Source organism: Mycobacterium sp. ABE4_509 (genome assembly GCF_056160785.1).
The window spans coordinates 42,930-63,359 of the sequence record NZ_JBSWXU010000010.1 but is presented as its reverse complement, the minus strand read 5'-3'; the positions used below and the strand labels follow the sequence as shown (position 1 = coordinate 63,359).

Here is a 20,430-nt window from a genome sequence, read left to right as displayed (position 1 = left end):
ATGTCATCAACGGTGAATTCGGAATCGTGAAGCTGTGACCTTGATTCGTCACGCGATGTGAGGCTATCGTGCGAAGGGAGATTCCCGGACAGTTGTCCAGGCAAACCGAACAGGAGGTCGGATGGCAATCCTGGCCGATCGCGAGAGCCGGCTGCTCATCGACGGCAAGCTCGTCGCCGGCAGCTCGGGGACCTTCCCCACCGTCAACCCCGCCACCGAGGAGACGCTCGGCGTCGCCGCCGATGCGAGCGCCGAGGACATGGGCGCGGCGATCGGGGCCGCGCGGCGTGCGTTCGACGAGACGGACTGGTCGACCGACACCGAGCTGAGGGTCCGGTGTATCCGCCAGCTGCAGCAGGCGATGCGCGATCACATCGAAGAACTGCGTGAGCTGACGATTTCGGAGGTCGGCGCCCCCCGGATGCTGACCTCGGCCGCCCAGCTGGAGGGGCCGGTGGAAGACCTGAGCTTCTGTGCCGACACCGCCGAGTCCTACCCGTGGACCACCGATCTCGGCATCGCTTCGCCGATGGGAATCAAGACCCACCGCACCGTCGCGCGGGAGGGCATCGGGGTGGTCGGTGCGATCACTCCGTGGAACTTCCCGCACCAGATCAACCTCGCCAAGGTGGGGCCGGCGCTGGCCGCGGGAAACACGTTGGTGCTCAAACCCGCCCCCGACACACCCTGGGCGGCCGCGGTGCTCGGCGAGCTGATCACCGAGCACACCGACTTCCCGGCCGGGGTCGTCAACATCATCACCGCCAGCGATCACGGTGTGGGTGCACTGCTGTCCAAGGACCCCCGGGTGGACATGGTGTCGTTCACCGGGTCGACGAACACCGGGCGGGCCGTGATGGCCGACGGCGCGGCGACGCTGAAGAAGGTCTTCCTCGAACTCGGCGGAAAGTCGGCGTTCCTCGTGCTCGACGACGCCGACCTGGCGGGCGCCTGTTCGATGTCGGCGTTCACCGCCTCGATGCATGCCGGCCAGGGCTGCGCGATCACCACCCGCCTGGTGGTTCCGCGCGCCCGCTACGAAGAAGCCGTCGAAGCCGCTGCGGCGACGATGTCCGGTCTCAAACCCGGTGATCCGACCGAGCCGGGCACGGTGTGCGGGCCGCTCATCTCGGCGCGTCAGCGCGACCGGGTGCAGGGCTATCTCGACTCGGCGATCTCCGAAGGCGGCAAGTTCGCCTGCGGCGGCGGCCGTCCCGGTGACCGCGGCACGGGCTTCTTCATCGAACCGACCGTGATCGCGGGCCTGGACAACAACGCCAAGGTCGCCCGGGAAGAGATCTTCGGACCGGTGCTGACCGTCATCGCCCATGACGGCGACGACGACGCGGTGCGCATCGCCAACGACTCGCCCTACGGCCTGTCCGGAACGGTGTTCTCCGCCGACCCGGACCGCGCCGCGGGGATCGCCGCCCGGATGCGGGTCGGCACCGTCAACATCAACGGGGGCGTCTGGTACTCGGCAGACATGCCATTCGGTGGATACAAACAGTCCGGCATCGGCCGGGAGATGGGCCTGGCCGGATTCGAGGAGTACCTCGAGATCAAAGCCATTGCCACAGCGGCGAACTAACAGAAGCGGAGGGCCTGTCCATGGGTCTGTATGGTGACCAGTTCCAAGAGAAGGTGGCGATCGTCACCGGCGCCGGCGGCGGTATCGGGCAGGCCTACGCCGAGGCGCTGGCACGCGAGGGCGCCGCGGTCGTCGTCGCCGACATCAACACCGACGGTGCGCAGAAAGTCGCCGAAGGCATCAAGGGCGAGGGTGGCACGGCGCTGGCGGTGCCGGTCGACGTCTCCGACCCGGATTCAGCCAAAGAGATGGCCGCACAGACACTCTCGGAGTTCGGCGGCATCGACTACCTGGTCAACAATGCGGCGATCTTCGGTGGCATGAAACTCGACTTCCTGATCACCGTCGACTGGGACTACTACAAGAAGTTCATGAGCGTGAACCTCGACGGTGCGCTGGTGTGCACCCGGGCGGTGTACCGCAAGATGGCCAAGCGGGGCGGCGGAGCGATCGTCAACCAGTCGTCCACCGCCGCCTGGCTGTACTCGAACTTCTACGGTCTGGCCAAAGTTGGCGTCAACGGGCTGACCCAGCAGCTGGCCACTGAGCTGGGCGGGCAGAACATCCGGGTCAACGCCATCGCGCCGGGGCCGATCGACACCGAGGCCAACCGATCGTCGACACCGCAGGAGATCGTCGAGGACATCGTCAAGAAGCTGCCGCTGGCGCGAATGGGCGAACCCGAGGACCTGGTCGGTATGTGTCTGTTCCTGCTGTCGGACCAGGCCAAGTGGATCACCGGTCAGATCTTCAACGTCGACGGCGGACAGATCATCCGGTCATGACCAGTCCGGAAGGCACGACGCTCGGCTACATCGGCCTCGGTAACCAGGGCGCCCCGATGGCCAAGCGGCTGGTCGACTGGCCGGGCGGGCTGACCGTCTTCGATGTCCGCACCGAAGCGATGACCCCGCTGGCCGAGCTGGGCGCCACACTGGCGGACAGTGTGGCCGACGTCGCGGGCGCCGACGTCATCAGTGTCACGGTGCTCAACGACGCGCAGGTGCGCGACGTCGTCGGCGAGCTGGCCGCGCACGCTGAGCCGGGGACCGTCATCGCGATCCACTCGACGATCGAGCCGGGCACCGCGGCGGAGTTGGCCGACAAATTGCGGCCCGGCGGAATCCACATTGTCGACGCACCGGTCAGTGGCGGTGCGGCTGCCGCGGAGAAGGGTGAGCTGGCGGTGATGGTGGGTGCCGACGACGAGGCCTACGACAAGGTCAAGCCGGTGTTCAAGCAGTGGGCCTCGATGGTGGTGCGTGCCGGCGACCCGGGCGCGGGCACCCGGATGAAGATCGCGCGCAACATGTTGACCTTCATCGGGTTCGCCGCTGCCTGTGAGGCGCAGAAACTCGCCGAGGCGGCCGGCATCGATCTGCAGAAGCTGGGCCGCGTGGTGCGCCACAGCGACGCACAGAGCGGCGGGCCGGGAGCCATCATGGCTCGCGACGACACCAAACCGCTGGCCCCGGAACACTTCCTGCACGACATGTTCGTCCACACCCGCGGGCTCGCCGAGAAGGACCTGCGGCTGGCGCTGGGCCTCGGCGAGGCCACCGGCGTCGACTTGCCGCTGGCCGAGATCGCATTGCGAGACCTGGCTGCCGGACTGGGTGTGCCACACCCGGCGGATACGAAGGAGTAGCGATGGATGAGTTGCGCCGCAAGGGCCTCGAGAAGATGAACGAAGTCTACGGCTGGGAGATGCCCAACATCGAGGGCGACCCGTACTTCGATCTCACCGTCGACCACCTGTTCGGCACCATCTGGACCAGGCCGGGGCTGTCGATGCGGGAGAAACGCATGATGACGCTGACCGTGGTCACCGCGGTCGGAAACGCCGACCTGGCCGAGATCCAGGCCAACGCGGCCTTGGCCAACGGGGAGCTCACCGTCGAGGAACTCAAGGAGATGGCCGTCTTCCTGACCCACTACCTGGGCTTCCCACTCGGCTCCAAACTCGACGGCGTGGTCTCCAAGGTCGCCAAACAGCGAAAGAAGGCGGCCGAGAAGGGCCGGGGGGAAGATAAGAAGGCGAATGTCAACGCCGCCTTGAACATGCACTCGGGGAGCTCGCTCGATGATGAGTAGATACGCCGCGCTGTCCCGCGAGGAGCTCGCCGTGCTGGTTCCGGAGCTGCTGCTGATCGGACAGCTGATCGACCGTTCCGGGATGGCCTGGTGCATCTCGTCATTCGGTCGCGAGCAGATGGTGCAGATCGCGATCGAGGAGTGGGCCGGCGCCAGTCCGCTCTACACCAAGCGGATGCAGAAGGCGCTCGGCTACGAGGGTGTCGACGTCGTCACGGTGTTCAAGGGTCTGCAGCTCGACATCGGCGCCCCACCGCAGTTCATGGATTTCCGCTACACGGTTCACGATCGCTGGCACGGCGAATTCCACCTCGACCACTGCGGAGCGCTGCTCGACGTGGAACCGATGGGCGAGGACTACGTGCGCGGAATGTGCCACGACATCGAGGATCCGACGTTCGACGCGACCGCGTTGGCGACCAACCGCAGGTGTCAGGTGCGCCCGATCCACCGTCCGCCGCGGGCACCGGCCGACCGCCACCCGCACTGCGCGTGGACGGTGATCATCGACGAGTCCTACCCCGAGGTGGAGTTCATTCCGCAACTTGACATCGTCGCGGCCAGCAACGCCCATGCCACCGAGCTCGATCCGATCGACCCGAGCGACGAGGGCCTGGCCGACTACTCGGGCCCGTTGCTCTCCGACGTCGACTTCGGGGCGTTCTCCCATTCGGCGCTGGTGCGCATCGCCGACGAGGTGTGCCTGCAGATGCACCTGCTGATGCTGTCGTTCAATCTTGCGGTGCATACCCGCGCCGACGGCGACGAGGCGCTGGAGCGGTCGATCCGCTACAAGGCGCTGACCGGAATCGCCGGGGTGGCCGCCGAGCGCATCAAGAACGCGCTCGGAATCAGCGCCGACGCCACGGGGGCGCTGCGGGTGCTCGAACTGCACCCGTTGCTGAATCCGGCCGCCTACGTCTGGGCCGACGTCGACCCGGAATTCCTGCATGTACGGCCGTCACCGGCCCACGACGACGGTGCCTGGATCTCGCTGGTGTCGCCGGCCGCGGATCGGCCGCTGCAGGCGATCGTCGCGGCGCTCAACCCGTATCTGAGAGCCGAGCTCGCCGGTACCGAAACGGACTGGACGGTGCGCGTCACCGAAACCGACACCGCTGCCGAGGAGATGTCCGAGGTCGCGGTGTGCAAGGTCTCCGGCGGTGCGTCGTGGTCCTTCGAGGACCGGAAGTCGTTGCCGTTGACCGTCGTCTAGCTCGCGGCCGTTCTCGGCAGCGCGTTGCCGACCCACCGGCGCAGGTAAGCCCGCAGCACATCGCCCCGACGCGGCGGGCGGCCCGGGTCGATGACGAACGACTGAATGATGCGCAGCAGGTGTTCGGCCAGTTCGTCGAGGTCGGTGTCGCGATAGCCGGCCGCTGCCCAGTCGACGTCGAGGCGTCCCACCATGTCCCGGGCGAACTTCAGCGCCAGGTCCGAGGTGACGGACTCGACGTGCTTGGAGCCGCCCGGCACCATGATCAGACCGATGTACTTCTCCCTCGGCAGCCACTCCAGCGCGGTGGCCACCGCTTCGGTGACGGCGTCCGGCGGGCTCGTGATGCCGGCCATGTGCTCGGTCAGCCGGTCCAGGAAGCCGTCGACGGCGTGCACTGCCCCCGCCACGAGCAGCGCCTCGGTGCTGGGGAAGTAGCGGTAGACGGTCTGGCGGGTGACACCGACGGTGCGCGCCACATCGGAAATGCTGAACTCGGCGCCGTGCACCTCGATGGCCTTGCCTGCCGCATCGAGAATCCGCGCGATCGCCTCTTCGTCGGAGGCCGGTTTGGCTCCGGACCAACCATGGGTGCGCACGGTGGAACTCTAGCCACCCTGCGGCCGCTGGTTACCGGTAGGAGACCTGAAGGTCCTTGACCCCGTTGATCCAGCCCGAGCGCAGCCGCTTCGGTTCGGCCAGCTTGGCGATGTCGGGGACCTGATCGGCGAGCTCGTTGAAGATCAGTTTGATCTCCATGCGGGCCAGGTTGGCGCCGATGCAGAAGTGCGCCCCGTTGCCCCCGAAGGCCAAGTGGGGGTTGGGGTTGCGCAGGATGTCGAACTCGAATGGGCGGTCGAAGACGTCTTCGTCGAAGTTGGCCGAGCTGTAGAACAGGCCGACCCGCTGGCCCTGCCGGACGGTCACGTCGCCGATGGGGACGTCCTCGAGTGCGGTGCGCTGAAAGCAGTGCACCGGGGTGGCCCACCGGATGATCTCGTCGATGGCGGTGTCGGGCCGGTCCCGCTTGAACAGTTCCCACTGTTCGGGGTGGTCGAGGAAAGCGTTCATGCCGTGCGTCATGGCGTTGCGGGTGGTCTCGTTGCCGGCGACGGCCAGCAGGATGACGAAGAAGGCGAACTCCACGTCTTGGAGGCCCTCCCCGTCACCATTCATGTCGGCCTGCACCAGCCGCGTCACGATGTCGTCGGCGGGGCAGCGCCGGCGCTGTTCGGCCATCGTGTAGGCGTAGCCCATCAGCTCGGCGTTGGCCGTGGTGGGGTCGGAGTCGAAGTCGGGATCGTCGGTGTTCATGATGCAGTTGGTCCAGTGGAACAACTGCTCGCGGTCGGCCTCGGGCACCCCGATCAGGTCGGCTATGGCCTGCAGCGGAAGCGGCATGGCAACGTCATCGACGAAGTTGCCCGAGTCTCGTTCCGCGGCGGCGGCGACGATGTCGCGGGCGGCGGCGGCCAGTGTGGCTTCCAGCGCAGTGACCGCGCGTGGGGTGAACAACCGCGACACGATCTTGCGCAGCCGGGTGTGCTCGGGGGCGTCGTGGTTGATGAGCAACGCCTTCGTCAGGTCGAGTTGCTCGGCGGTCACCCCATCGGGGAGGCGCATCACCGCACCCTTGCTGTTGGTCGACCACTGGGTGCTGTTGCGGGAGATGTCTTTGATGTCGGAGTGACGCGTGATCACCCAGTAGCCGCTGTCGCCGAAGATGGTGCCGGCCTGTTCGTTCCACCACACCGGGGCTGTCTTGCGCAGCTCGGCGAACTCCCTGACCGGGATGCCCTCGACGAGGACGTCGGGGTCGGTGAAGTCGTACCCGGGGGGCAGGAAGGGGCAGTTCGGGGCAGTGGTCATGGCGATTCGCTCCTGTGAGGTAGGACACCTGTACCTCGACCATACATGTAATCGCTCAGCTGTATGGCCGGGAGTTGTCGACCCGCGGGAACGTTGTGCCATTAGGGTGGGCACCTGTGCACGTCCTGGTAGTCGGATCCGGAGCCCGTGAACACGCGCTGTTGCTCGCGCTGCGCCGAGACCCCGAGGTCGACGCGTTGTCGGTGGCGCCCGGAAACGCGGGCACCTCCGCGGTCGCCGACCAGTACGACGTCGACATGACCTCCGGTGAGGCGGTCACCGCGCTGGCGCAGCGGATCGGCGCCGACCTCGTTGTGATCGGGCCCGAGGTGCCGCTGGTACTGGGTGTGGCCGACACGCTGCGCGCCGCCGGGATCGACTGCTTCGGCCCGACCAGGGACGCCGCGCGGATCGAGGGTTCGAAGGCGTTCGCCAAGGACGTCATGACAGCCGCCGGTGTCCGGACGGCGACCAGCGAGATCGTGGACAACCCGGCGCACCTGGACGCCGCGCTGGACCGGTTCGGTACCGCCGCGGGCTATCCGGCCTGGGTCGTCAAGGACGACGGCCTGGCCGCCGGCAAGGGGGTGGTCGTCACCGCCGACCGTGACGCCGCCCGCGCGCACGCCGCCAGTCTGCTGGAGGCCGGCCACCCCGTCCTGCTGGAGTCCTTCCTCGACGGTCCCGAGGTGTCGCTGTTCTGCGTCGTCGACGCCGACGTCGTCGTGCCGCTGCTGCCGGCGCAGGACTTCAAACGTGTCGGCGACGGTGACAGCGGGCCCAACACCGGCGGGATGGGTGCCTACACCCCGCTGCCGTGGCTGCCCGACGAGATGAGCACCCGCATCGTCGACGAGGTCGTCAAACCCGTTGCCGCCGAACTCGTCAAGCGCGGCTGCCCGTTCTCCGGTCTGCTCTACGCGGGTCTGGCGATCACCTCGAACGGCCCCGCCGTGGTCGAATTCAACTGCCGGTTCGGTGATCCCGAGACCCAGGCGGTGCTCGCCCTGCTGGAATCCCCGCTCGGCCAGCTACTTCGGGCGGCGGCCACCGGAGAACTCGCCGACCAGCCGCCGCTACGCTGGAGCGACGGCGCCGCCGTGACCGTCGTGGTGGCGGCCGAGAACTACCCGGGCCGCCCGCGGGTGGGCGACGTGATCCACGGAGCCGAGGCGCCCGAGGCCGGACCGGACGCCGGCAGCAGCGTGCTGCACGCCGGGACCGCCCGGCGTGACGACGGAGCCGTCGTCTCCTCGGGCGGGCGCGTGCTGTCGGTGGTGGGAGTCGGTTCCGACCTGGCCGCCGCACGTGATGCCGCATATGCGCGGCTGCGCTCGATCCGCTTTCCCGGCAGCCATTTCCGCAGTGACATCGGGCTCGCCGCGCACGAGGGCAGGATCTCGGTCTAGACCGTCAGCAGCGGTGCCGCCCAGACCAGCTCTCCGGTGAGCTGAGACGACCAATAGGCGGCGTTGTGCCCGCCGGGCGCGAATCCACCCGCCGGCGGGGTGGGCAGCTGGGCGACGAACTGCTGGGTGGCCGAGTAGAACGGGTCGTCGTAGCCGCAGTCGATGCGCAGCGGGATTCCGTTGAGCGCAGCCAGACCCCACACGCTGTTGGCGGCGTAGTCCTCGGCACCGTCGAAGGCTCCCGGCGCTGCCGCCCCCGAGGACGTCCACAACGCCGGACTGACCGCGCAGACGGCCGCGGTCCGGCCCGCCCCCAGCCGCGAGCCCAGCAGCAGTGCCCCGTATCCGCCCATCGACCAGCCGAGGAACCCCACCCGGGAGGTGTCCAGCCCCTGCTCGGCGAGCAGCGGAATGAACTCGTCGAGCACCATGGCGCCCGGGTCGTCGCCCGAGGCGCGCAGGTGCCAGTAGCCGTTCCCGCCGTCGACGGCGGCCAGGGCGAAGGGCGGAACCCCGGCAGCCACCGCGTCGGCGAGGAACCGTTCGGCACCCATCGACATCACCGTGTGGGCGTTGGAGTCCTTGCCGTGCAGAAGAATGACCGGGCGCAACGGTGCGGTCTGCCCCGGCGGGCGCGCGATGATCCAGTTGGTCGGCGCGCCGCCGCGGGCGATCGATGCGAACGAGCCCTCCTGAAGCGTCTGGGCCGCTTCAGGAGGTGCCTGAGGTGCCGGTGGTGCCGCTGCGACCGGTACGGCTCCCAGAGCGGTGCCGATCGAGTGTGCGCCCAGGGCCGCGATACCCGCGCGCAGCCCGAGACGCAACGCAGCGCGGCGGTCGATGGCAGACATGGAAGGACATCATGCCACCGGCCGCCTGATGAGGATTGCCTGATGTTTGGTCGAAAGCCCGATGCTCAAACCGGGTGACTGGCAGCATGCAAAGGGTGACGGCTGCGGTCACCCCCAAGGGGGAACGACGGCGGTGTGCGCTGGTCAGCGCCGCTGCCGATCTTCTTTGTGAAGGGGGATTCGACGCGGTGCGCCACCGGGCAGTCGCGCGCCGGGCAGGTCTGCCGCTGGCCTCCACGACGTACTATTTCTCTTCGCTGGAAGACTTGATAGCCAAGGCTGTCGAACACGTCGGGACCCTGGAGACCCAACAGCTGCACGAGCGCGTCGAGCTGTTGTCCCGTCGCCGCCGCGGCGCCGAGTCCATCGCCGACATCCTGGTCGACCTCCTGGTGGGGGACAGCCCGGAGCGGGTGAGCGAGCAGCTGATCTCGCGCTACGAACGCTTCATCGCCTGCGCGCGCCAGCCGGGTCTGCGCGACATCCAGCGCGACATCCTCAAACAGCGCACCGACTCCGTCGTCGAGATCATCGAGCGCTCCGGGCGGTCGGTGCGTCCCGAGCTGGTCAGTGCGTTGGTGTGCGCGGTCGACGGCGCCGTGGTCACCGCGTTGGTGGGGGACGGCGGCGGCCCGCGGGCGACCGCCCGGGCGACGCTGATCGACGTCATCGACGTGCTGGCGCCGTTCGACTAGTTTGCGGTGCGGCGCCGTCGGCTACCTTCACACCCGTGACGATCATCGAGACCCTGGGCCGGGCGGTGGACAGCGTCGTCGACACCGCCCTGGACCGGTCGGTGGTGCTGGGCTACACGAAGCTGGGGTCCGGCGTGCGCCGGCTGTGGTGGCCCGCAGACCCGGCCCCCGAATCGATGGCGGGCAAGCGCGTCGTGGTGACCGGTGCGACAGCGGGTATCGGCGCCGCGACCGCGCGCCGCTTCGCACAGCTGGGTGCCACCGTGCATCTGCTCGGGCGCGACCCCGACAGGGTCCGGCGCCAGGCCGGGATCATCCGCGGTGCGGTGCCCGGCGCGGTGGTCATCGAAGAGGTCTGCGACGTGTCCGATCTCGAGGCCGTACGCGGGTGGGCGGCGGACCTGTCGGGCCGCATCGACGCGCTGCACGGGCTCGTGCACAACGCCGGGGGTATGCCCAAGGTGCGCGCCGAGACACCCCAGGGCCACGAGATCCAACTCGCCACCCACGTGTTGGGGCCGCACCTGATGACCGAGCAGCTACTCGGATTGCTGCGCGTCCCCGACCGGGCCGCGGTGGTGTTCCTGTCCTCAGGCGGGATGTATACCGCTCCGCTGCAACGCTGGTCGGTCGACGACCTCGAATCCCGCGCCGGCACCTACAGCGGCATCCGGGTGTATGCGCGCACCAAACGGATGCAGGTGGTCCTCGCCGACGCATGGGCGCAGCGGTTGGCGCGCACCGGTGTTCACGTCTACAGCGCCCACCCCGGGTGGGTCGAGACGCCGGGGGTGGCCGACGCGCTGCCGGTGTTCCGCAGTGTCACAAGGCCACTGCTGCGCGACACCGACGACGGCGCCGACACGCCGGTGTGGCTGGTGGCGGCCTGCCCCGAATCCGGTCCCGGGCACTTCTGGCATGACCGTGCCCAACGCCCCACGACCTTCGGCTGGCAGCGGTCCCAAGACCCCAAGGCGGTTGCGGCCCTTCTCGATGCGGTCGCCTCGATGACCGCCACCCCGCGCGGTTTCCGCACCGATCCCGGTTAGCGCTGCCCGGGCGCACGGCCCCGCGATCAGGACAGACCGCCGGCCGATCCAGGAGAATTGTCCGAGCGGGTCGTGCCGCGGCCGTAGTCGGTTCCGGTCGAGGCGGCGGTCGTCTCGGAGGCGACGACGGCGGTGGACGCGGCACCGCTTCCCGCCGTCGCGCCGGTGCCTGCCGTCGCGGGCCCCGCGCTGACCACCGCGAGCCCGGTCATGGCGGCGCCGACGACGATCGTCTTCCAGAGGCGGGCTCGAGTCATGGCGTGCTCCTGTTCGGCTCGGTGCGGACACATCCAGAGTCGCCGCCGATGATGAACGTCGCGGGAGACGTATATGAGTGAATTCTCATCTACGCCGCCACCGACCGGTGCGAACCGCCGCGCTGGTGATCGCGCCTACCCGTCGAAGTCGAGGCCCGCGAATCGGGTGAACCTGTTCTCCAGCAGCTTCGTGCGGTGCCCGTTGCCGGACAGCGCGATGTAGCGCGAGCCGAACACCGCCAACAACACGTCGTCGAGGCGCCGCACCGCCCCCGCCGGGTAGCGATACTCCATCACGGCGTTCACGCGATCGGTGTCGACACCGCTGAGCAGCGCGTCCAGCCTGTCGACGGAATCGATGTCCAGATCCAGCAGCAGACCGGCGATCCACGCGTAGTGGTCGGTCCTGGACCAGCCGGCATCGGGGAACCGGTTGCCCAGATACGTCGCCAACACCGGGGTGGGAATCCGGGGATCGGAGGTGGCCTCCGATGCGCGTTCGGAGGGAACGGTCGAGCGCAGCCGCTCGCGAATGGCCGAGAACTCACGGTCGGCCAGTTCGAGCAGGCCCGCGGCCAGGGTGAACCGCCGGTCGAGATCCGGTGCGTCCTCTTCGGGGATCGAACCCTTGTAGCGCACATCGTGTTCGAACTCGGCCCAGGCGTGCTGCAGGATCGTCCGAACCTGCACCGACGCCGGCTGCGTCTCACCCTCGACCGCGACGAGCAGGTGCCTGCTCGCATAGCCCCAGCGGCCCTCGCTGGCGGTCTCCACTCCCATGTCCCGGTCGTCGAGGAGCCGCATCTCCTCGCCGAGCAGATTGGCGACCGTGGTCACGTCGTCGCGCAGATAGGTGATCACCCGCAGCCCGATCTGGTCGGTGATCTCCGAGAGCGGGTCGGTGTAGAGCCGGCGTCCGTCGAGGTGGCGATCCGCCTTGGCGGCGAACGAGGCCACCGACTTGGTGCGGGCGGTCACGCTGAGATAGTTGATCCCGGCATCGTCGAGCAGGGCGGTCACCGCTGACAGATAGCGGTCGGTCGACTGCACCAGCTGCGGCCGGCGCTCGGCGAAGGTAGCGATCGCGTCGTGCACCGCCCCGGGGGTCGGTTCCGGCGGCGCGGGCCCCAGACCGGGCGGCAGCGTGGGGGTGACGATGTAGCCGGTGTCCGCATCTCCGTAGACGGTGATGTCATCCGGGCGTCGCGTCGCGTACAGCGCCACGTACGCGCACAGCACCGCGTCCACCGGATCCTCCACGCGCCGCAACTCGCTCTTGCGCTCGGCGTTGTCGACCATGGAACGCAGCTGGATCCAATCGTCACAGTCGCTGACCCGCAGCGGTGGTTCGGCGCCGGCCAGCGCTTCGATGTGCTCCATCAGCCGTTGCAGTTCGGTGCGCAGCTTCGCGACCCCACGGCCCGGCTTGGCCTTGTACTTGAGCGTGCGTCCCAGCCGGAACAGCGCCACGGTGGCCGCGTGCGGGTAGACCTCCATCGCCCGGCGCGGCGCATCCGAGTGCGGGTCGATGTCGAGGCCCAGTTCGGCGGCCAGCCGTCCGGCCCGCGTTCCGTCGGCGAACTCGGGCTTGCCGGTGTTGGACGGATGCGCCCCGGCCTCGAATCGGGCGAAGTCGGCGTTGAGTTCGCGCTCACCCGGACGCTGGCCGGTGGGGTTGACCACGATGATCGGGGCGTCGATGCCGACCACGCAGTCCCCCTCGGCGTAGGGGGCCAGCGCCGCCCGGATCGAGGCGTCGTCGGTCGCCGCGCCCGCCGACAACAACCGGCCGGTGTCGTCGAGGACGGCCACGCCGGTGGGTTTGCGCTGGCCCCACGCGAGATCCAGCCCGACGAAGAACATGTGCCTACTTTGCCTGATGGCCGGCTCGGCCGGCGCGCCTGATGGCCGGCTCGCCTGGCGTACCTGATGGCCGACCAGCGGGTGGCACTCGTAAGCTAGACGTCCGTGAGCATCCCCAACGTGTTGGCCAATCGCTACGCCAGCGAGGAGATGGTCGCGATCTGGTCACCGCAGGCCAAGATCGTCGCCGAGCGCCGGCTGTGGCTGGCCGTGTTGCGGGCGCAGGCCGAGCTGGGCGTACCGGTTCCGGACTCGGTGCTCGCCGACTACGAGCGGGTGCTCGACAACGTCGATCTGGATTCGATCGCCGCCCGCGAACGGGTGCTGCGCCACGACGTCAAAGCGCGCATCGAGGAGTTCAACGCTCTGGCCGGTCACGAGCACGTGCACAAGGGGATGACCAGCCGCGACCTGACCGAGAACGTCGAGCAGATGCAGGTCCGCCGCTCGCTGGAGCTGGTGTTCGCCCACGGCGTGGCCGTGGTGGCGCGGCTGGCCGAACGCGCCGTGCTCTACCGCGACCTGGTGATGGCCGGCCGCTCCCACAACGTCGCCGCGCAGGCGACCACGCTCGGCAAGCGGTTCGCCTCCGCGGCCCAGGAGATGCTGGTCGCGCTGCACCGGGTGGGTGAACTGATCGACCGCTACCCGCTGCGCGGAATCAAGGGCCCGATGGGCACCGCCCAGGACATGCTCGACCTGTTCGACGGCGACACCGAACGCCTCGCCGGGCTGGAGAGCCGGGTCGCCCAGTTCCTCGGTTTCACCGACATCCTGACCAGCGTCGGCCAGGTCTACCCGCGCTCGCTGGACCACGACGTCGTCTCGGCGCTGGTCCAACTGGGCGCCGGACCGTCGTCGCTGGCGCACACCATCCGCCTGATGGCCGGCCACGAACTGGTCACCGAGGGATTCGCCCCCGGGCAGGTCGGATCCTCGGCGATGCCGCACAAGATGAACACCCGCAGCTGCGAACGGGTCAACGGCCTGCAGGTCGTACTGCGCGGCTACGCGTCGATGGCCGCCGAGCTCGCCGGTGCGCAGTGGAACGAAGGCGACGTGTTCTGCTCGGTGGTGCGTCGGGTGGCGCTGCCGGATGCGTTCTTCGCGCTCGACGGACAGACCGAGACGTTCCTGACGGTGCTCGACGAGTTCGGCGCCTACCCCGCGGTGATCCAGCGCGAACTCGACCGCTACCTGCCGTTTCTGGCCACCACCCGGATGCTCATCGCCGCGGTGCGGGCCGGGGTGGGCCGGGAGACCGCCCATGAGGTCATCAAGGAGCACGCGGTCGCGGTGGCGCTGGCGATGCGCGAACGCGGTGCCGAACCCGACCTGCTGGACCGGTTGGCCGCCGATCCACGACTGCCGCTGGACCGGGCCGCACTCGACGGTGCGCTGGCAGACAAGCAGGTGTTCACCGGCGCGGCGGGCGACCAGGTCGACAGGGTCGTCGCAGCGGTGGACGACCTGGTCGGCCGCCATCCCGAAGCCGCCAAGTACACCTCCGGGGCCATCCTTTGACGGAGGAGCTGGCCCGGGTCGATTTCACCGACCTGGACAACTTCGCCGAGGGCTTCCCGCACGCGCTGTTCGCCCTGCACCGCGCCCAGGCCCCGGTGTACTGGCATGCCCCCACCGAGAACACCCCGGACGGGGAGGGCTTCTGGTCGGTCGCGACCCACGCCGAAACCCTTGCCGTCCTTCGTGATCCACAGACCTATTCGTCGGTGACCGGCGGCGAGCGGCCGTTCGGCGGCACCCTGCTGCAGGATCTGCCCATCGCCGGGCAGTTGCTCAACATGATGGACGACCCCAGGCATGCCGCGGTGCGCCGGCTGGTCAGCTCCGGTCTGACCCCACGGATGATCCGCCGGGTCGAAGACGACCTGCGCAGCCGTGCGCAGCGACTGCTCGATGAAGTACCCCGCGCCGAGCCCTTTGACTTCCTGGTCGACGTGGCGGCCGAGGTGCCGATGCAGATGATCTGCATCCTGCTCGGCGTCCCCGAATCCGAACGGCACTGGCTGTTCGAGGCGATCGAGCCGAGCTTCGACTTCGGCGGCTCGCGCAAGGCCTCGATCACCCGCCTGTCCGTCGAAGAGGCCGGGTCGCGGATCTACGCCTACGGGCAGGAACTCATCGCCGCGAAACGGGCGCAGCCCAGCGACGACATGCTCTCGGTGGTGGTCAACTCCGACGACCCCGCACTGTCGGATCTGGAGAACTACCTGTTCTTCAACCTGCTCTTCAGCGCGGGAGCCGAGACGACGCGCAACGCCATCGCCGGCGGGCTGCTGGCGCTGGCCGAGCATCCCGACGCCTACCGCACGCTGCGCGAAGACCCTGGGTTGTTACCCGCGGCCGTCGAGGAGATGGTGCGCTGGACGGCTCCGTCGCCGTCCAAACGACGGACCGTCACCCGGGCGGCCACCCTGGGCGGCCGGCACCTCGAGCCCGGACAGAAGGTGCTCGTGTGGGAGGGGTCGGCCAACCGCGACGCCGCCGTGTTCGCCGCGCCCGACAGCTTCGATGTCCGGCGTAAACCCAACCCGCACATGGGTTTCGGCCACGGTGTGCACTACTGCCTGGGCGCGAACCTGGCCCGCCTCGAGCTGCGGGTGCTGTTCGAGGAGATCCTGTCCCGCTACTCGTCGGTGCAGCTGGCCAAGCCGGTCGAATGGGCCCGCAGCAACCGCCACACCGGCATCCGCCACCTCGTCGTCGAGCTGGCGGCCTGACTCAATCCGGCTGGTGGACCGTCTTGACGCGGATCCCCGCCGAGCGCAACTCCAGGGCGGCCAACCCGCGGATCGCCACCGGGTCCTGATAGCGCCAGGCTCCGACCGGGTCGCTGTGGACCGCGGCGAGCTTGACCAACGGCCGGTTGGCCAGCGCCCGGAGCGCGAGCAACTGCTCGCCGGCGACCGTCGAGGCCAACGTCACCGCCGTCCACTTGCGCCGCGCGAAGCGCAGCCGCAGGAACAGCCACGGCATCACCAGCGCCATGATCGGCGGTGCGGCCACCGCCAGCGCGAGCAACCACGCCAGCCAGCCGGCCGTCGACCCGAGATTCTGCCCCGCCCCGGCGATGCCCTCGGCGGCGTCGGCGGCCCCGATCAGCGGCCCGGCCAGGCCGGTGCCGATCAGCGGGATCCCGAAGGCGCTCTCACCCGCGGAATCGAGGCCACCGGCGATGCCGGTGGCGCCGTCTTCGACCTGATAGCCGAAGTCGGAGATCAGCGACACCGCCGAGTGCACCGCCATGCCGACGAAAACCCAGATCGCCGTCCAGATCACCACCACGACGTCGCTGATCAACTGCCACATCAGCCGGGTAGGTGTGGTGGCGTAGGGGACCCATCGCGAACTCATGGGATCGATCACAACACACGGACGCGTTCTGGCCGACCGTTAGGCTGGCCCGATGCGTCCTGCTCTGACCGACTACCAGCATCTGGCCAGTGGCAAGGTCCGAGAGCTCTACCGCATCGACGACGGGCACCTGCTGTTCGTCGCCAGCGACCGGATCTCGGCCTACGACTACATCCTGGACTCCCAGATCCCCGACAAGGGCCGCATCCTGACCGCCATGAGCGTGTTCTTCTTCGACCTGGTCTCGGAGCGCATCGATGCCCCCAACCACCTCGCCGGCCCGCCCGACGACCCGCGCATCCCCGAGGACGTGCTCGGCCGCGCCCTGGTCGTCGAACAACTGGACATGCTCCCGGTCGAGGCGGTGGCGCGCGGCTATCTGACCGGTTCCGGGCTGATCGACTACCGCCGGACCGGCACCCTGTGCGGGATCGAGCTGCCCCCCGGCCTGACCGAGGCCAGCAAGTTCGACGAGCCGTTGTTCACCCCGGCCAGCAAGGCCGAGTTCGGTCAGCACGACGAGAACATCACCTTCGACGACGTGGTGGCCGCGATCGGCGCCGAGCGCGCCGACCAGGTCCGCGACCGCACCCTGGCCATCTACGCCCAGGGCGCCGACCACGCCCTGACCAAGGGCATCATCGTGGCCGACACCAAGTTCGAGTTCGGGGTCGACGCGCACGGCGAACTCAAGCTCGCCGACGAGGTGTTCACCCCCGACTCGTCACGGTACTGGCGGGCCGACGGCTACACCGAGGGCCAGGTGCAGCAGAGCTTCGACAAGCAGTTCGTGCGAAACTGGCTCACCGGTCCGCAGTCGGGCTGGGACCGCAACGGCGACCGGCCACCGCCGCCGCTGCCGGCCGAGATCGTCACTGCCACCAGGGATCGCTATATCGAAGCCTACGAACGTATTTCAGGTCTTCGCTTCGAAGACTGGATCGGAGGAAACGCGTGAAGCCACCCGTCGCCAAACGGGTCGACACCCATCGCGAACACCACGGTGATGTCTTCGTCGACCCCTACGAGTGGCTTCGGGACAAGTCGGACCAGGAGGTCATCGACTACCTGGACGCCGAGAACGCCTACACCGAGCACGTCACCGCCGACCTGGCACCGCTTCGGCAGAAGATCTTCGACGAGATCAAGGCCCGCACCAAGGAAACCGACCTGTCGGTGCCCACCCGGCGCGGCGACTGGTGGTACTACGGGCGCAGCTTCCAGGGCAAGCAGTACGGGGTGCAGTGTCGTTGCCCGGCCTCCGACCCCGACGACTGGATCCCGCCCCAGCTCGACGAGAACACCGAGATACCCGGCGAACAGGTGCTGCTCGACGAGAACGTCGAAGCCGAGGACCACGAGTTCTTCTCGCTCGGGGCGGCCAGCGTCAGCGTAGACGGCAACATCCTCGCCTACTCGGTCGACGTCAAGGGCGACGAGCGGTACACGCTGCGGTTCAAGGACTTACGCACCGGCGAGCGCTACTCCGACGAGATCGTCGGCGTCGGCGCGGGAGCGACGTGGGCCGCCGACAACAACACCGTCTACTACGTCACCGTCGACGACGCATGGCGCCCGGACACCGTGTGGCGGCACCGACTCGGCTCCGACCAGCCCGACGAACGGGTCTACCACGAACCCGACGAACGGTTCTGGGTGGCCGTCGGCCGAACCCGGAGCAACGCCTACGTCGTCATCGCGGCGGGCAGCGCGGTCACCTCCGAACTCCGCTACGCCGACGCCGCCGACCCCGCCGCGGCGTTCCAGACGGTGTGGCCGCGACGCGACGGCGTCGAATACTCCATCGACCACGCCGTCGTCGCCGGCGAGGACAGGTTCCTCATCCTGCACAACGACGGTGCCGAGAACTTCACCATGGTCGACGCGCCGGTCAGCGACCCCACCGACGTGCGGACGCTGATACCGCACCGGGGCGACGTGCGCCTGGACGCCGTGGACGCCTTCGACGGTCATCTGGTGGTCAGCTATCGCGCCGACGCGCTGCCGCGCATCCAGCTGTGGACCCTGAGCGAGGCAGGCTACGGCGATCGCGCCGACATCACCTTCGACTCGGAGTTGATGTCGGTGGGGCTGTCGGCCAACCCGAACTGGAGCGCGCCCAAGCTGCGCATCGGGGCCACCTCGTTCGTCACCCCGGTCCGCATCTTCGACCTGGATCTGGGAACCGGTGAGCGCACCCTGCTGCGCGAACAGCCGGTGCTCGGTGACTACCGGCCGCAGGACTACGTCGAGCGCCGGGACTGGGCGGTGGCCCCCGACGGTGCGCGGGTGCCGATCTCGATCGTGCACCGGGTGGGGCTGCAGTATCCGGCGCCGGTGCTGCTCTACGGCTACGGCGCCTACGAAGCCTGTGAGGACCCCCGGTTCTCCATCGCCCGGCTGTCGCTGCTCGACCGCGGCATGGTGTTCGCCGTCGCCCACGTCCGCGGCGGTGGCGAACTGGGACGGCCCTGGTACGAACACGGCAAGATGCTCGAGAAGCGCAACACCTTCAGCGACTTCATCTCCGTGGCAGGCCATCTGGTCGGTACCGACGTCACCCGGCCGCAGAACATGGTGGCCTACGGGGGCAGCGCGGGCGGGCTGCTGATGGGCGCGGTGGCCAACATGGCGCCCGACCTGTTCGCCGGGATCCTCGCCACGGTGCCCTTCGTCGATCCGCTGACCACGATCCTGGACCCGTCGTTGCCGCTGACCGTCACCGAATGGGACGAGTGGGGCAATCCGCTCTCCGACCCCGACGTCTACCACTACATGAAGTCCTACTCGCCCTACGAGAACGTCGAGCCCCGCGACTATCCGGCGATCCTGGCGATGACCTCGCTCAACGACACCCGCGTCTACTACACCGAACCCGCGAAATGGGTTGCCGCACTGCGGTACGCGCAGGCCGACCCGGGGTCCGACGCGGCCAAGGTGCTGCTCAAGACCGAGATGAACGCCGGCCACGGCGGCATCAGCGGCCGCTACGAGCGCTGGAAGGAAGCCGCCTTCCAGTACGCCTGGCTGCTGGACGTCGCCAGTATCGACCACTGACGTCGGACAGGTGAGATGACCCGGGGCAACTACCACCACGGCGACCTGAGAGCGGTGATCCTCGCGCGCGCCGCCACCCTGGTGGCCGAACGTGGCGCCGACGGCGTCTCGCTGCGCGAACTGGCCCGTGCCGCAGGCGTGTCACATGCGGCGCCGGCGCATCACTTCACCGACCGGCGCGGGCTGTTCACCGCGCTGGCAGCGCAGGGCTGGCGGATGCTGGCGGCCGCGCTGGCCGGTGCGCGACCGGAGTTCCTCGACGCCGCATCGGCTTATGTGCGCTTCGCGGTCGAGCACCCCGGACACTACGAGGTGATGTTCGACCGCTCGCTGGTCGACCCCGACAACGCCGAACTGGTCGCCGCCCAGGCCGCCGCGGGGGCCGAGCTGGCCGCCGGGGTGTCCACCCTCGACGACCCCAGAGCCGCGGACGACCCGCAGGCCGCCGGTCTGGCGGCCTGGTCGTTGGTGCACGGGTTCGCGATGCTGTGGCTCAACGAGGCGATCGACACCGACACCGACGCGGTGGCCACCGCGCAGCGGGTGGCCCGCATGCTGTTCACCAAGTGAGTCTTGGGTACCGTCGGGGCGCATGACGGACTCAGCGTTGAACGACATACCCCTGACCACCCTGGCCGGCCGGCCCACCACGCTCGAGGAGCTGACCGACGGCGCCGCACTGGTGGTCAACGTGGCCTCCAAATGTGGGCTCACCCCCCAGTACGAGGCGCTCGAACAGCTGGCCAAGGACTACGCGGCGCGCGGCCTGACCGTGATCGGGGTGCCGTGCAACCAGTTCATGGAGCAGGAGCCCGGCAGCCCCGACGAGATCCTGACGTTCTGCTCGACCACCTACGGCGTGACGTTCCCGCTGCTGGCCAAGGCCGAGGTCAACGGCCCGGGCCGGCACCCGCTCTACGCTGAGCTCACCAAGGCGGCCGACGACTCGGGGGAAGCCGGCGACGTGCAGTGGAATTTCGAGAAGTTCCTGGTCTCCCCGGACGGCGCCGTGGTCAGGCGGTTCCGCCCCCGCACCGTCCCCGACGCGCCCGAGGTGATCTCGGCGATCGAAGAGGTCGTACCGCGCTGATCTCGGCGCGCGAC

At 68.8% G+C, this 20,430-nt stretch carries 20 protein-coding genes; 14 read left to right on the top strand and 6 right to left on the bottom strand.

Going from position 1 to position 20,430, the window contains the following annotated elements; all coding sequences use genetic code 11:
• Window positions 1-121 precede the first annotated feature (121 nt).
• The 5 genes from ACXAID_RS04140 to ACXAID_RS04120 are packed head-to-tail and all read left to right on the top strand — an operon-like array spanning window position 122 to window position 4,901.
• Window positions 122-1,591 carry an aldehyde dehydrogenase gene (locus tag ACXAID_RS04140; RefSeq protein WP_475020915.1) on the top strand — a complete coding sequence of 490 codons (1,470 nt, stop codon included), beginning with the start codon at window positions 122-124 and terminating at the stop codon, window positions 1,589-1,591.
• Window positions 1,592-1,611: 20 nt separating this feature from the next.
• Complete coding sequence (locus ACXAID_RS04135; RefSeq protein WP_475020914.1) at window positions 1,612-2,376, top strand: SDR family oxidoreductase; 765 nt, start codon at window positions 1,612-1,614, stop codon at window positions 2,374-2,376.
• Window positions 2,373-3,239 carry an NAD(P)-dependent oxidoreductase gene (locus tag ACXAID_RS04130; RefSeq protein WP_475020913.1) on the top strand — a complete coding sequence of 289 codons (867 nt, stop codon included), beginning with the start codon at window positions 2,373-2,375 and terminating at the stop codon, window positions 3,237-3,239. Before ACXAID_RS04135 ends, ACXAID_RS04130 begins: the two co-directional genes overlap by 4 nt.
• Window positions 3,240-3,241: 2 nt before the next feature.
• Window positions 3,242-3,685: a carboxymuconolactone decarboxylase family protein gene (locus ACXAID_RS04125; RefSeq protein WP_475020912.1), complete on the top strand. Its 444-nt coding sequence runs from the start codon at window positions 3,242-3,244 to the stop codon at window positions 3,683-3,685.
• A complete protein-coding gene (locus tag ACXAID_RS04120) occupies window positions 3,675-4,901 on the top strand; it encodes a hypothetical protein (protein WP_475020911.1) in 1,227 nt (408 codons plus the stop codon). The genes ACXAID_RS04125 and ACXAID_RS04120 overlap by 11 nt, the downstream gene beginning before the upstream one ends.
• Here ACXAID_RS04120 and ACXAID_RS04115 read toward each other — a convergent pair.
• On the bottom strand, window positions 4,898-5,500 hold the full coding sequence (locus tag ACXAID_RS04115) for a TetR/AcrR family transcriptional regulator (protein WP_475020910.1): 603 nt from the start codon (window positions 5,498-5,500) through the stop codon (window positions 4,898-4,900). The genes ACXAID_RS04120 and ACXAID_RS04115 overlap by 4 nt on opposite strands.
• 31 nt (window positions 5,501-5,531) lie before the next feature.
• The gene (locus ACXAID_RS04110; RefSeq protein ID WP_475020909.1) at window positions 5,532-6,770 is read right to left on the bottom strand and encodes a cytochrome P450; all 1,239 of its coding nucleotides are present in this window, start codon (window positions 6,768-6,770) and stop codon (window positions 5,532-5,534) included.
• A gap of 116 nt (window positions 6,771-6,886) precedes the next feature.
• On the opposite strand from ACXAID_RS04110, the gene purD reads away from it, so the two are divergent.
• A complete protein-coding gene (gene purD, locus ACXAID_RS04105) occupies window positions 6,887-8,179 on the top strand; it encodes a phosphoribosylamine--glycine ligase (RefSeq protein WP_475020908.1) in 1,293 nt (430 codons plus the stop codon).
• Here the strand turns inward: purD and ACXAID_RS04100 are convergent.
• A complete protein-coding gene (locus ACXAID_RS04100) occupies window positions 8,176-9,030 on the bottom strand; it encodes an alpha/beta hydrolase (RefSeq protein ID WP_475020907.1) in 855 nt (284 codons plus the stop codon). The two genes, purD and ACXAID_RS04100, sit on opposite strands and share 4 nt — an antisense overlap.
• Window positions 9,031-9,116: 86 nt before the next feature.
• Between ACXAID_RS04100 and ACXAID_RS04095 the strand changes: the two genes are divergently transcribed.
• On the top strand, window positions 9,117-9,725 hold the full coding sequence (locus tag ACXAID_RS04095) for a TetR/AcrR family transcriptional regulator (protein WP_475020906.1): 609 nt from the start codon (window positions 9,117-9,119) through the stop codon (window positions 9,723-9,725).
• A 35-nt stretch (window positions 9,726-9,760) separates the two neighbouring features.
• Window positions 9,761-10,774 carry an SDR family NAD(P)-dependent oxidoreductase gene (locus ACXAID_RS04090; protein ID WP_475020905.1) on the top strand — a complete coding sequence of 338 codons (1,014 nt, stop codon included), beginning with the start codon at window positions 9,761-9,763 and terminating at the stop codon, window positions 10,772-10,774.
• A 26-nt stretch (window positions 10,775-10,800) separates the two neighbouring features.
• Here ACXAID_RS04090 and ACXAID_RS04085 read toward each other — a convergent pair whose 3' ends face one another.
• Together ACXAID_RS04085 and relZ are read right to left on the bottom strand one after the other, a co-directional pair.
• The gene (locus ACXAID_RS04085) at window positions 10,801-11,031 is read right to left on the bottom strand and encodes a hypothetical protein (RefSeq protein ID WP_475020904.1); all 231 of its coding nucleotides are present in this window, start codon (window positions 11,029-11,031) and stop codon (window positions 10,801-10,803) included.
• Between the two features lie 135 nt (window positions 11,032-11,166).
• Window positions 11,167-12,894 (bottom strand): bifunctional ribonuclease/(p)ppGpp synthase, encoded by a 1,728-nt coding sequence (gene relZ, locus ACXAID_RS04080; RefSeq protein ID WP_475020903.1) that lies wholly within the window; start codon window positions 12,892-12,894, stop codon window positions 11,167-11,169.
• 105 nt (window positions 12,895-12,999) lie between these two features.
• On the opposite strand from relZ, the gene purB reads away from it, so the two are divergent.
• Entirely contained in the window at window positions 13,000-14,418 is a 1,419-nt protein-coding gene (purB, locus tag ACXAID_RS04075; RefSeq protein ID WP_475020902.1) for an adenylosuccinate lyase, read from the top strand.
• On the top strand, window positions 14,415-15,635 hold the full coding sequence (locus ACXAID_RS04070; protein WP_475020901.1) for a cytochrome P450: 1,221 nt from the start codon (window positions 14,415-14,417) through the stop codon (window positions 15,633-15,635). Before purB ends, ACXAID_RS04070 begins: the two co-directional genes overlap by 4 nt.
• A 1-nt stretch (window position 15,636) precedes the next feature.
• Here the strand turns inward: ACXAID_RS04070 and ACXAID_RS04065 are convergent, their stop codons facing one another.
• Complete coding sequence (locus tag ACXAID_RS04065; protein WP_475020900.1) at window positions 15,637-16,269, bottom strand: hypothetical protein; 633 nt, start codon at window positions 16,267-16,269, stop codon at window positions 15,637-15,639.
• A gap of 52 nt (window positions 16,270-16,321) precedes the next feature.
• On the opposite strand from ACXAID_RS04065, the gene ACXAID_RS04060 reads away from it, so the two are divergent.
• The 4 genes from ACXAID_RS04060 to ACXAID_RS04045 are packed head-to-tail and all read left to right on the top strand — an operon-like array spanning window position 16,322 to window position 20,416.
• Window positions 16,322-17,227 carry a phosphoribosylaminoimidazolesuccinocarboxamide synthase gene (locus tag ACXAID_RS04060; protein WP_475020899.1) on the top strand — a complete coding sequence of 302 codons (906 nt, stop codon included), beginning with the start codon at window positions 16,322-16,324 and terminating at the stop codon, window positions 17,225-17,227.
• Entirely contained in the window at window positions 17,224-19,326 is a 2,103-nt protein-coding gene (locus tag ACXAID_RS04055) for a S9 family peptidase (RefSeq protein ID WP_475020898.1), read from the top strand. Before ACXAID_RS04060 ends, ACXAID_RS04055 begins: the two co-directional genes overlap by 4 nt.
• Window positions 19,327-19,341: 15 nt before the next feature.
• Window positions 19,342-19,896: a TetR/AcrR family transcriptional regulator gene (locus ACXAID_RS04050; RefSeq protein WP_475020897.1), complete on the top strand. Its 555-nt coding sequence runs from the start codon at window positions 19,342-19,344 to the stop codon at window positions 19,894-19,896.
• Between the two features lie 22 nt (window positions 19,897-19,918).
• Window positions 19,919-20,416, top strand: a complete 498-nt coding sequence (locus ACXAID_RS04045; RefSeq protein ID WP_475020896.1) for a glutathione peroxidase — start codon at window positions 19,919-19,921, stop codon at window positions 20,414-20,416.
• Window positions 20,417-20,430 lie beyond the last annotated feature (14 nt).